Below are 11,926 nucleotides of genomic sequence, written 5' to 3'. Positions count from 1 at the left end.
GCTTGCACCGAGCTACAGCTACGGAGGTGGCCGGTTATGGCGGACAAGGCAGCCGCAGGCAGGATCGTCGTCGGCGTGGACGGCTCGGAGCCGTCGATCAGGGCCCTGCGATGGGCCGTACAGCAGGCCGGGCTGACCGGGGACTCCCTGGAAGCCGTCATCAGCTGGGAGTACCCGGCCGCCGGCTGGGCGTCGATGGTCGCCGCCATTCCGGCCGACTTCGACCCCCAGAAGCTGGCGGCCAAGGTCCTCGACGAGACCCTGGAGCAGACGCTCGGCGCCGAGGCGGCCGCATCCGTGACCCGTACGGTACTGATCGGCAGCGCGGCGCAGGCCCTGATGGACCGGGCGGAGGACGCCTCGCTGCTGGTCGTCGGCGACCGGGGATACAGCGGCTTCAAGGCGACCCTGCTCGGCTCCGTCGGGCTCCATCTGTCCCAGCACGCGCCCTGCCCCGTCGTGATCGTGCGCAGCGCGACCGGCTGACGCCGCCGCCCCCGCCTCCCGCCCCCGGAGCGCATCAACGGGCGGCCGCGCCTCCGCCAGGGGTCACTTGCGGTTGTACAGCCGCATCGTGACCGAGCCGAAGACGACCACCAGCAGCGCCGACCAGCCGAGCGACCAGGCGATGTCCGCCGTCGGCCAGCTGCCCGCCATCAACTCCCGCACAGCGGTGGACACATGGGTGACGGGGCTGTTGTTGACGAACGCCTGGAGCCAGCCCGGCATGGTGCCCGGATCGACGAAGACGTTGCTGAGGAACGTCATCGGGAAGATGACCATCATGCTGACGCCCATCACCGACTTCTCGGTGCGCAGCAGCAGGCCGAACATCGTCCAGATCCAGGAGAACGAGAACGAGAAGACCATCAGCAGCACCACACCGAGAGCGATCCCCACCGGCCCGCCGTCGGGGCGGTAGCCGATGAGCATGCCCACGGCCAGCATCACGACGGACGCGATCAGATAGCGGACCACGTCGCCGAGGAGATAGCCGACCATCGGCGCGGGCCGCCAGATCGGCAGCGTGCGGAACCGGTCGAAGACGCCCTTGGAGATGTCGTTGTTGACGGCCACACCCGTGTACATCGTGATCATCACGACGCTCATCGTGAGAATGCCGGGCAGCAGGAACTGGATGTACGCGTCGACCGAGCCGGCGATCGCACCCCCGAAGAGGTACGTGTACATCAGCACCATCATGATCGGAAACGCCGTCACGTCGAAGAGCTGCTCCGGCACATGCTTGATCTTGAGCATGGCGCGCCAGCCGAACGTCAGCGATGCCGACCACGCGCTCGGCCGGGACGGCCGCTCCGTGGCGACGAGCAGTGACGCGAGGTCCTCCGCCTTCGGCGCCCGCAGTTCGAGATCGCCGAGTTCCTTGGTGGTGGTCGGGGCGCTCATGCCGCCTCCCCCTTCTTGTCGGTCAGGGCGAGGAAGACCTCGTCCAGGCTGGGCTGCCCCAGCGCGAAGTTGTCCACGGTGATGCCGCGGCGGGCCAGCTCGGCCAGCGCGTGCGCCGCCTGCTCCGCCGCGCCGCGCTCCGTGCCCCGCCCACCCACCCGGGCGGTGAGGGCGAGCGGGTCCGCGTCGAGCAGCACCTCGGCACCGAGCGACTCGGCCAGCACCCGCTCGGCCGTCGGACGCTGCCCGGCGTCCCGCAGCCGCAGGTGCACGGCCCCGGAGCCGACGGACGCCTTCAGCTCGCCCTTCGTGCCCTCCGCGATCACCTTTCCGTGGTCGATCACGGCGATACGGGAGGCGAGCTGGTCGGCCTCGTCGAGGTACTGCGTCGTCAGCAGCACCGTCGTCCCCTGCGAGACGACGGCCCGGACGATGTCCCACACCTGGTTGCGGCTGCGTGGGTCGAGTCCGGTGGTCGGCTCGTCGAGGAAGAGCAGGTCCGGGGTGTTGAGGATGGAGGCGGCGATGTCGATACGGCGCCGCATGCCCCCCGAGTAGTTCTTCACCTGCTTGTCGGCGGCCTCGCGGAGCCCGAACGCCTCCAGCAGCTGGGCGGCGCGCTCGCGGGCGGCCCGCTTCCCGTGGCCGAGCAGCCGGGCGAGCAGGACCAGGTTCTCCGTGCCGGTCAGGTCCTCGTCGACCGAGGCGTACTGCCCGGTGAGGCTGACCCTGCTGCGCACCGCGTCGGCGTCCTTCTGCACGTCCTTGCCGAAGACGCGTGCCTCGCCGCCGTCGGGCCGCAGCAGGGTGGCGAGCATCCGGACCGTCGTCGTCTTGCCCGCACCGTTCGGACCGAGCACGCCGTAGACCGTGCCGGCCCGCACCCGGAGGTCGACGCCGTCCACGGCGCGGTTGTCACCGAAGACCTTGACCAGTCCGGTGGTCTCGATTGCCAGATCTGTGCTCATCGTCCGTCCTCGGGTTCCGTCGCCTCCGTGCGATGCAGACCCAGTACAGACCCGCCGGGGCGCGGAAAGTCATCGGTCGGGGCCGGGCCCTCCTCCGTACGACCCGATCTCCCCCGGCGGTCCGATGGCCGCGGGGGAGATCGGGGAGACCGCGCACAACGGGGTTCCGGCGCGCCGGCGGGAGACGGCGGTCACTCCCGCGTGTAGTAGAAGTAGAAGACCGCCAGCCCCACGCCCGCGCCCACCGCAACACCGATACCGGCGGCCCTCAGGACGCTCCCGCCGGGCAGGCTGGTCAGAAAGCCGATGGTCACGGCGGTCAGCGCGCCGTACGCCAGGGCGCGCAGTTCCCGTGGCAGCCTGTGCTGGACGCGGCCCAGTCCGAAGGCGAGGGCCGCGAGGACCAGCGCCGTGATCACACCGAGGACCCACTGGCCGCCGGTGGCGACGCCGCCCTCGTCGACCCGCTTGATGACGGCGGCCCAGATACCGAAGGTCAGGCCCAGGGTGACGGGCAGTGCCCAGGCAAGAGGGCTGTGATGCTGCGGTCCGTGCGACCGGCGCCGACGGTGCGGCATCGCTGCGTGAGTGGCCATGGCCGAGAGCTCCTTCCCTCTCCCCCGCCCCCTCTACAGGGCACACCCGCACGCGGTCGTGGGCAAGTCCTGGGGCCGTCCGTCTCCGGCCGGCATCCGCACCTCCGGGTACCCGGGCGCTCCGGCGCCGCAACGGATTCCAGGGAACCCGCGTCTCACGAGGGACGAAGAGGCGAAGCGAAGAGGGCGATGAAGAGACGGACGGGCACGCCGATGGGCGGGGAGACCGAAGAGGTGGGGGCCGGAGACGGGGAGACTGGAGACGGGGAGGCGGGCTCGGACGGCGTGACCACGGAAACGACGGGCGGCCGCGGCCGGCGCGGCGGCGGGTGGTTCGCCGTCCTGCTGCTGGCCGCTCCGACCGTCGTCGCCGCATGTCGTGCCGCGGACACGGACGGTGTCACGCCCGTACCGCAACTGCTGGCCTTCCTGCCGTGGCTGCTGCTGCCCGCAGGGGCGGCGGCGCTGCTGGCACTCCTGGCGCGACGGCGTCTCCTCCTGGGCTGGGCGGTCGCGGTGCTCGCCGTCATCGGTTGGTTCGTCAGGCCGTACGACACCGGCCTGGCCGAGAAGCCGCCGGGCCGGATCGTGGCCCGCCTCACGGTGCTCACGTCCAACATCGAGTTCGGGCAGGCGACCGGCGCGCTGGTGGACACGGTCCGCCGTGAACGGCCGGACCTGGTGTTCGTGCAGGAATGCGACCACGCCTGCGCCGACGCCCTGGAGTCCGAGCTGCCGAGCGCCGGCTATCCGTACCGCAACGTCGTCGCGGGCGACATGGCGTCCGGTTCCGCGATCCTCAGCAGGCACCCGCTGCGCCCGGCCCCCGGTGTCCGGGGCACGCTGGCCATGCCGGGGGCCGTCGTCGACATCGCCGGACGCCGGGTCTCCCTCCAGCTCGCGCACCCGCTGCCACCGGTCCCGCAGGCCATGGACGACTGGCGGCGCGAGCTGGGTCTGCTGCGTACGTACGCGGCCGGGGCGAAGGGCGGTCCGGGCATCGTCGCCGGCGACTTCAACGCCGGCCAGGACCACGCCGCCTTCCGCGACATCCTCCGGGCGGGGCGGCTGAGCGACAGCGCCACCCTCGTCGGTGCGGCCCGCACCCCCTCCTGGCCGGCCGACCTGCGCGGACCGCTGGGCACCCAGATCGATCATGTGCTGGTCAGCGAGGACTTCTCGGTGCGCGGAGCCCGTTTCCTCGACCTGCCCGACACCGACCACCGGTCGCTGCTCGTGGACCTGGAACTGCACGACGTGCGCTGAGGCCCGTCGCGCGCGAGAGTCGAGCGAGAGCAACAAGCACGTTCACGCTTGACGACGGAGCGGACGCCATGGACAACGAACACGTCGACGAGCAGATCATCGACAACATCGGCAACCTCGTCGCGGAGGAGCGCGCCCTGCGTGATCGCTCCACCGACCAGCGGGGCCTCGGCCCCGACGAGCAGGCCCGGCTGCGCGAGCTCGAGATCCAGCTCGACCAGTGCTGGGACGTGCTGCGACGGCGGCGTGCCAAGACCGAGTTCGGCGAGGACCCCGGCACGGTGAAGGAACGGCCCGCGGACGAGGTGGAGAACTACCGCAGCTGAGCGGACCCGGACGCGGAACCGGGGTACGGAACGAGGTACGGAATCGGACCCGGACGCGGAACGGGGTCAGGCCGCGTGAACCGGACCCGGGCGCGGCCGGGCTGCGCGGGCGGCGGGCGATCGCGTCACCCGATCCGGGACAATGCCGACGGGACGACGACGACCGGGCCGTCACCCGATCCGGGACGACGACGACCGGCCCTTCACCCGATCCGGGACGACGACCGCCGGGCCGTCACCCGATCCGGGCGGATGGGCGGATGGGCGGATGGGCGGATGACCACCGGCCCGTCACCCGCCCAGGACGGAGACCGGCGCAGGGCGCCTCAGTCCTTGGGGCGCGCTCCGTGCAGCCGCTCCAGCTCGCGCCGGTCACGCTTCGTCGGCCGGCCGGTTCCCCGGTCGCGCACGGCCGCCGGTGCCGTGAACTCCTTGGGCGGGGGCGGCGGGCTGTTGTCCACGTAGGCCTGCACAGCGACCGGCGGGCCGACCCGCTTCCGCAGGATCTTCGAGACGACCACGATGCGCTCACGCCCCGCGTGGAAGATCCGCACCTGATCCCCGACGCGCAGCGCCTGGGCGGGTTTCACGCGGTCGCCGTTGACCCGTACATGGCCCGCGCGGCATGCCGCGGAGGCCTGCGAACGGGTCTTGGTCAGCCGTACCGACCAGATCCAGACATCGACCCGTACGGTCCCCTGCTCCGACGTGGACGCTCCCTCTGCAGCCATGCCCCGACTCTACGACTCGCGCACCGCGGATCCACCGTGAAGCCACTTGCGGGTGGGGCCGACCCCGCCCCCTCACCACAGCGCACACATCCGACTACGATGCGCACGATCCCCTGTGACGGAGGCGTTCCCTCCGCACTCGGGCGACCCCTTTTTGACGTGCCGACAGATCCTGTGCGGCACAAGGGCATTCGGAGACTTCCATGCGCAGCAGCTCCGGCAGAGGGCTCCGGTCCAATGTCCTCGGGACGTTCGACATCACCGTCATGGCCGTGGCGGGCAGCGCGCCCGCCTATTCGATCGCGGCCACCACGGCGGTACTCGTCGCCACCGTCGGCCTGGCCGGCCCCGCGGCGCTTCTGTACTGCGCGATCCCCATGCTCGGCATCGTCCTCGCGTTCGGCAGGCTCGGCCGCGTCGACGTCAACGCGGGCGCCGCGTACTCCTGGGTCGGGCGCACCCTGCACCCGTTCCTCGGCTTCCTCTCCGGGTGGGCGCTGGTCGTCTCGACGACGATCTTCATGGTGGCGGGTTCGCTGCCCGCCGGGGCGATGACTCTGGCGCTCTTCGACCCGGAGCTCGCCGAGAACACGGCCATGGCGACCACGACCGGCGCGGCCTGGTTCCTCGCCATGCTGCTCGTCGTGCTGGGCGGGGCGCGGCTGACGGTGCGTGCCCAACTGGTCCTGTCCGGAGTCGAACTGGCGATACTGCTCTTCGTCATCGGAGCCGCCGTGCTGCACGAGGGCGCCGCGGTCGCCTTCGACTGGTCGTGGTTCGGCTTCTCGCACTTCGACGGTCCGGCCGGCTTCGCCTCCGGGGCGCTGATCGCCACCTTCTACTACTGGGGCTGGGACGTCACCAGCAACCTGAGTGAGGAGACCCGCGACAGCCGCCGCACCGCGGGGCTCGGCGCCCTCATCGGCGTCGGCATCGTCTTCCTGCTGTTCGAAGCCTTCACGATCGCCGTCAACACGATCCTGACCGCCGGGGAGATCCAGGCGGCGGGCTCCAACGTGCTGGCCGTGCTCGGGGCGGCGATCTGGCCCGGCGTGGGCGGGAAACTGCTGGTCCTCGCGGTGCTGCTGTCGACGGTCGCCACACTCGAGACCACGCTGATCCAGGTCACGCGCTCGCTCTTCGCGATGGGCCGCGACCGTACGATGCCCGCCGCGCTGGGCCTGGTGCACCACCGCTGGAACACACCGTGGACGGCCGTGGCCGTGGTCGGTGCCGTGGCGCTCGCCATGTTCGTGGCATCCACCGCGCTCGGTTCGGTCGGCGATGTCGTCGCCGCGGCGGTCGCCGCCATAGGACTGCAGATCACCTTCTACTACGGGCTCGCCGGCATAGCCGCCGTCGTCGCGTACCGCAGGACGCTGCTGGAGTCCGTACGCGACTTCGTACTCGGCGGCGCGTGGCCACTGCTCGGCGCGCTGTTCATGCTGTGGGTCTTCTTCGAGTCGCTGGGTGAACTGAGCGGCGCGTCGATCGCGATCGGCCTCGGCGGCCTGGCCACCGGGCTGGTGCCGATGGTCCTCTACTGGCGGCGCGGCAGTACGTACTACCGGCCCGCCCGGCTGGACGCGGCCCGTGCCGTGGACGGCGACCAATGGGGCGGCCGCGGGCCGCACGGCGGGGACTACTCCGACCGGGCTTTGGCCACCGACTACTGACCGCCACGGAACCGATCGCCCACGGGGACCTCCAACGTCAGTCGCACACATGCACCGCCGAGGGAAGTGCCGCAGATGGTCGTACGCCGCCGCTTCGCACCCGACTTCGATCCCGCCTTCGGGGACCGGCCACTGGCCGACGCACTGCAGGACATCGCCATCGGACGATGGCAGGGCGTCCGCGACCTGCTGCGCGCCACCGGTGACGACTGGCCGCTGCGCACCCATCGGATACGTCTGCTCGCCCACGCCGCGGCCGGTTCCTCGACGGCCGGTATCTGGCGCGCGGCGGATCCCCTCGACGCCGACGCGTCGGTCCTGGGCGCGGCCACCGAGGTCGTGAGGGTCTTCCAGCGGGCCATCGCCGCCGGCCGCAAAGCCGGCGCCGACCGGGCGCACCTCGACGCCGCGGTACGGGCCGCTCTCACCGCCGCCGACGCCCACCCCACGGACCCGATGCCGTGGGTGTCGCTGCTGACCGTGGCCAGGCTGTACGAGGAGGGGGTCCCGCGCCGCGAACTGCGCGGCTGGTGGGACGAGATGCGCCGGCGCGACCCGTACAACGTCGAGGGCCATGTGCAGCTGCTGCGCTACCACTCGGCGCGATGGCACGGCACACACGGCAGGATGTACGACTTCGCGCGCGACGCGGCCGGCGCGTCACCGCCCGGATCGCCGCTTCCGGTGCTGGTGCAGATCGCCCGGGCCGAGGAGTACCGGTACGTCGCCGACGCGGCGCAAGGCCGGGTGGTGCGCGGTTTCGACCAGCACTGGAAGCACGAACTGGCGGTCACGGAGATCCGCCGCACCTGGGAACGGTGGATCCTCTGGCGTACGGACGGGCCGGTGGCCCCTGCGGAGATCGGCGAGCTCAACTACCTGGTGCACGCCGCCTGCCACGCGGGACTGCGTCAGGAGGCGAGCGGGTTGTTCCGGCTGCTGGGGAACCGGGCGGCACATCTCCCGTGGGCGTACACGGGAGATGCGGCCGAGCAGTTCACGAGGTGGCGCGCACACGTCGACCCCACCTCGTGAACCCGTCGCCGGATCAGGCGCCGATGTCGCGGCCGTCCTTGCGGTAGACGGCGACGACCGACGGGCGGACCAGCTTGCCCGCTCCGTCGGGCCAGGCGCTCGCGGGCTTCTCGACGGACGCGCCGTCGACCTCGCCCGGGTGCTGCACCGCCACCAGGACCCGGCGGTCCTGGATGATCGGGCCGCAGGTCTCCGCGCCGGTCGGCACCGTCAGGAACTGCTTGAGCTCACCACGGCGCTCGCCGTGGGTCGCCACGCCGAACAGGCCGTCGTGGTTGCCGAGCGCGTTGCCGTCCGTGGAGATCCACAGGTTGCCGTGCGGGTCGAAGGCGATGTTGTCGGGGCAGGAGATGGGGCTGACCTTGTCCTTCGGGTAGCCCGCGAAGTAGGTCGCCGGGTCGTTCGGGTCACCCGCGACCAGGAACAGACGCCACGCGAAACCGTCGGACGCCGGGTCGTCCCAGTGCTCGGCGAGCTCGAGGACCTGGCCGTGCTTGTTGCTGTTGCGCGGGTTGGCCTCGTCGGTGCCCGGGTTGCCGGTCGTGCCGCGCTTCGAGTTGTTGGTGAGCGCGACGTACACACGGCCGGAGCGCGGGCTCGGCTCGACGTCCTCGGGGCGGTCCATCTTCGTCGCGCCGACCTTGTCACCCGCGAGACGGGTGAAGACGTACACCTCCTCCGCGGTCATGCCGGGGACGTGCGAGACGTCGCCCGTGGCGAGGGGGATCCACACGCCGGAGCCGTCGAACTCGCCGTCGGCCGGGAGCCTGCCGGAGCCGTCGATCTCGGACGCCGGGCTGTCGCCGGTGAGCTTGGCGACGTACAGCGTGCCCTCGTCGAGCAGCGTGCGGTTGTGCTCGCGCGCCGCGCGGCTGTTGCCCTTCTTCATCTGCTTCGAGGAGACGAACTTGTAGAAGTAGTCGAAGCGCTCGTCGTCGCCCATGTAGACGACGGGGCGGCCGTCGTCGGTGAGCCGGGGCTGCGCCGCCTCGTGCTTGAACCGGCCCAGCGCGGTGCGCTTGGCGGGCGTGAAGTCGGGGTCGTACGGGTCGAGTTCGACGACCCAGCCGAAGCGGTGGACCTCGTTCGGCTCCTGCTTCAGGTCGAAGCGCTTGTCGAAACGCTCCCACTTGCGCTCGGTCGTGCCCGTGCCGATGCCGTAGCGCTTGTCCGTGGCGCTCGAGCCGTTGGCGAAGTACTGGTTGAAGTTCTCCTCGCCCGACAGGATCGTGCCCCACGGAGTGGTGCCGCCGGCGCAGTTGTTGAGCGTGCCGAACACCTTGGTGCCGGACGGGTCGGCGTTCGTGCGCAGCAGCTCGCCGCCCGCCGCCGGACCGGTCAGCTCGAACTCGCTCGAGGTGTGGAGACGGCGGTTGAGCGGGTGCCGGGTCACAGGGGAGAGCCTGCCGGAACGGTTCTCCTCCTGGACCACGACCACGGACAGACCGTGGGCGGCCCAGGCGATCTCGACCTGCTCGCGGGTCGGGTTCTCGGGGTCGTACCCCTTGAACATCAGGAGCTCGTCCGTGTACTCGTGGTTCGCCACGAGCACCTGGCGGCCGTGCTCGCCCCGGAGCGGGAGCAGGCTGAGGAAGTCGTTGTTGTAGCCGAACTGGCCGGCCTGGGCCTTCGCCGACTGCTTGTCGGGGTCGAAGGCCGGGGCGCCGCGGAGGATCGGCTCGCCCCAGCGGATGACGACGCTCTGGTCGTAGCCCTCGGGGACGGTGACCTTGTCGTCCGTGTTGGGCGCGACGGGAGCGAAGCGGAGGCCGCGGGCGCCGTCGGCCCTGCCGCCGGGCTTGCCCGGCTTGTTCCCCTTGGCCTGCGCGGGGGTCGCCGTCTGCACCACGGCCGCACCGCCCGCGGCGGCGGCCACCGTCACGACGGCGGCGGCGCGCATCATCGAACGGCGCGACAGGGCGCTCGCTATGACGTCGCCGACGTACTCGTTGTCACTGGTGTTGGGGACCTCGTGGAAGCAGGCGTCGCCGCAGCGGTAGCGGCAGGTGAGGGCGGAGCGTCCGCCCGCGTGCGGAGAGGTGTTCAACAGCGGCAGCAGTTTGCGCACTTCGTCCTCCTTCGGCGCACCCTGCGCCGACATGGTGTCGGAATGATTCCGGCCATGACGCTATGGGCGTAGATCTGCACGGCGGCGGACACCGGGTGAACGAGGGATGAATGCGGCGCGGCCGAAGCGCGGTTGGGGTGTGTGGACCCGGCGTACGGGTGCCCTCCTCCGAGCCGCGTACGGCGGCCGCTAACCTTACGTGTCCGCCCTGGCCTGCGTTGTCCGGGCAGGAGCGGACAGTCACCGCACCCAACTCATGCGAAAGGCCTCGCCCATGGGTATTCGGAGCATGCTGCGCAAGGTGTTCGGACGCGACCGTGCCGAGCGTAACGAGTCGACGGCAGCCTCCGTTCCGGCCCAGACCGAGCGCACGGAACCGGCCACGGAGCCAGCGGAGCCGGTCGCGGAGCCGGTCACGGAAGCGAAGGTCCCCTCCCCGGCGCCCTCGGAACGTGTGTCGGACCTGGTTTCCGCGGCCTTTGACAACCCCCGCCCGCGCCCCTCGGTCCCGGCCCAGTCCGGTCCGACCGACCAGCCGGCCGCACCGGCCCCCGCGGAGCCCGCCACGGCCGACGTGGTGGAGCCGCAGGCCGACGACGAGGCGACCGCCGTACCGACAGCCACCGCCGAGACCGGCACCCCTGCCACGGAGGAGCCCGCCACCATCGAGGCCGTGGCAGACGCCGCCGCCCCCGCAGAGGAGGCCGCCACCGCCGGGACCTCCGAGGCCACCACGGAGGAGCCCGTCACCGCCGCGGCCGAGCCCGCCGCAGAGGAGCCCGCTCCCACCGAGGCCGGCGCCCCGGAGAGCGCAGCCGAGCCCGTGGCAGACCCGGCCGACACCGCCGACACTGCCGAGGCGGAGACCGCCACGGTGGAGCCCGCTCCCGCCGAGGCCGACGCCCCGGAGCCGCAGGCCGACACCGCCGCCACCGGCACGCAGGACGACGCAGCCGAGCCCGTGGCCGACACCGCCGAACCGCAGGCCGACCCGGCCCCCGCGGACGACGACACCGCGGCCACCCCCGCGGAGCCCGCCGCAGAGGACACCACCGCCGAGACCTCCGAGGCCACCACGGAGGAGCCCGTCACCGTCGAGGCCGAGGCCGCTCCCGCCGAGGCCGACGAAGCGGAGCCGCAGGCCGAGGCCACCCCCGCAGAGGACACCGCCCCCGCCGGGCGGGCCGCCAACGGGGCGGCGCGGGTCAAGGCGCGCGCGCCGCGCATCGCGGACGCGTACGCCGCCGCCGGTGCCGCGCTCAAGAAGGCACAGCTCACCGGGACGCGCGCCCACGTGTACCTCGTGCTCGACCGGTCCGGTTCGATGCGCCCGTACTTCAAGGACGGCAGCGCACAGCGGCTCGGCGAGCAGGCTCTCGCGCTCGCCGCGCACCTCGACACCGACGCCCGGGTCGACGTCGTCTTCTTCTCGACCGAGATCGACGGCACCGGCGAGCTCACCTTCGACGCCCACGAGGGCCGCGTGGACGAGCTGCACGCCGGTCTCGGCCGTATGGGGCGTACGAACTACCACCTCGCCGTCGAGGAGGTACTCGCCCTGCACGCGAAGAAGAGCACCGACGCCCCCGCGTTCGTGATCTTCCAGACGGACGGCGCTCCCGAGTCGAAGACCGCCGCCACCGCCGCCCTGACCGCGGCCTCCGACAAGCCCGTGTTCTGGCAGTTCGTGGCGTTCGGCGAGCACGACGCCAAGGCCTTCGACTACCTCCGCAAGCTCCAGGCGGACAACGCCGCGTTCTTCCACGCGGGCCCCGCTCCCCTCGAGCTGCCGCACGCGGAGCTGTTCAAGGGCCTCCTCGGGACGTGGCGCCCGTAGCTCTCGGGAACCGCAC

General features: G+C 71.8%; 11 protein-coding genes. 6 read left to right on the top strand and 5 right to left on the bottom strand.

Features of this window, described 5'->3' with window-relative positions:
* The first annotated feature begins 36 nt into the window (after window positions 1-36).
* On the top strand, window positions 37-486 hold the full coding sequence (locus tag ACFYV1_RS16540) for a universal stress protein (protein WP_389396167.1): 450 nt from the start codon (window positions 37-39) through the stop codon (window positions 484-486).
* A gap of 63 nt (window positions 487-549) precedes the next feature.
* On the opposite strand, the gene ACFYV1_RS16535 is transcribed toward ACFYV1_RS16540, so the two are convergent.
* From ACFYV1_RS16535 to ACFYV1_RS16525, 3 genes are all read right to left on the bottom strand, one after another.
* Window positions 550-1,407, bottom strand: a complete 858-nt coding sequence (locus tag ACFYV1_RS16535) for an ABC transporter permease (protein WP_389396166.1) — start codon at window positions 1,405-1,407, stop codon at window positions 550-552.
* Complete coding sequence (locus ACFYV1_RS16530; RefSeq protein WP_389396165.1) at window positions 1,404-2,375, bottom strand: ATP-binding cassette domain-containing protein; 972 nt, start codon at window positions 2,373-2,375, stop codon at window positions 1,404-1,406. The genes ACFYV1_RS16535 and ACFYV1_RS16530 overlap by 4 nt, the downstream gene beginning before the upstream one ends.
* Before the next feature lie 191 nt (window positions 2,376-2,566).
* Window positions 2,567-2,971 carry a hypothetical protein gene (locus ACFYV1_RS16525; protein WP_389396164.1) on the bottom strand — a complete coding sequence of 135 codons (405 nt, stop codon included), beginning with the start codon at window positions 2,969-2,971 and terminating at the stop codon, window positions 2,567-2,569.
* Window positions 2,972-3,256: 285 nt separating this feature from the next.
* Here ACFYV1_RS16525 and ACFYV1_RS16520 point away from each other — a divergent pair, with 285 nt between their 5' ends.
* Together ACFYV1_RS16520 and ACFYV1_RS16515 are read left to right on the top strand one after the other, a co-directional pair.
* Window positions 3,257-4,237 (top strand): endonuclease/exonuclease/phosphatase family protein, encoded by a 981-nt coding sequence (locus tag ACFYV1_RS16520; protein ID WP_389396163.1) that lies wholly within the window; start codon window positions 3,257-3,259, stop codon window positions 4,235-4,237.
* A gap of 68 nt (window positions 4,238-4,305) precedes the next feature.
* Complete coding sequence (locus ACFYV1_RS16515) at window positions 4,306-4,563, top strand: DUF2630 family protein (protein ID WP_389396162.1); 258 nt, start codon at window positions 4,306-4,308, stop codon at window positions 4,561-4,563.
* A 326-nt stretch (window positions 4,564-4,889) separates the two neighbouring features.
* Here the strand turns inward: ACFYV1_RS16515 and ACFYV1_RS16510 are convergent, their stop codons facing one another.
* Window positions 4,890-5,294, bottom strand: coding sequence for an RNA-binding S4 domain-containing protein (locus ACFYV1_RS16510; protein WP_389396161.1), 405 nt, complete (start codon window positions 5,292-5,294; stop codon window positions 4,890-4,892).
* A 203-nt stretch (window positions 5,295-5,497) separates the two neighbouring features.
* On the opposite strand from ACFYV1_RS16510, the gene ACFYV1_RS16505 reads away from it, so the two are divergent.
* Window positions 5,498-6,970, top strand: a complete 1,473-nt coding sequence (locus ACFYV1_RS16505) for an APC family permease (RefSeq protein ID WP_389396160.1) — start codon at window positions 5,498-5,500, stop codon at window positions 6,968-6,970.
* A gap of 75 nt (window positions 6,971-7,045) precedes the next feature.
* Window positions 7,046-8,005, top strand: coding sequence for a hypothetical protein (locus ACFYV1_RS16500; protein WP_389396159.1), 960 nt, complete (start codon window positions 7,046-7,048; stop codon window positions 8,003-8,005).
* 13 nt (window positions 8,006-8,018) lie between these two features.
* Here the strand turns inward: ACFYV1_RS16500 and ACFYV1_RS16495 are convergent, their stop codons facing one another.
* Window positions 8,019-10,073 (bottom strand): PhoX family protein, encoded by a 2,055-nt coding sequence (locus ACFYV1_RS16495; RefSeq protein ID WP_389396446.1) that lies wholly within the window; start codon window positions 10,071-10,073, stop codon window positions 8,019-8,021.
* Between the two features lie 274 nt (window positions 10,074-10,347).
* Between ACFYV1_RS16495 and ACFYV1_RS16490 the strand changes: the two genes are divergently transcribed.
* Entirely contained in the window at window positions 10,348-11,910 is a 1,563-nt protein-coding gene (locus ACFYV1_RS16490; protein ID WP_389396158.1) for a VWA domain-containing protein, read from the top strand.
* The last annotated feature ends 16 nt before the right edge of the window (window positions 11,911-11,926 follow it).

It is taken from the genome of Streptomyces sp. NPDC003023 (genome assembly GCF_042888225.1).
In the GTDB taxonomy this organism is placed as follows: domain Bacteria; phylum Actinomycetota; class Actinomycetes; order Streptomycetales; family Streptomycetaceae; genus Streptomyces.
The sequence above is the reverse complement of the archived record's forward strand: the minus strand, read 5'-3'. Positions and strand labels throughout refer to the sequence as shown.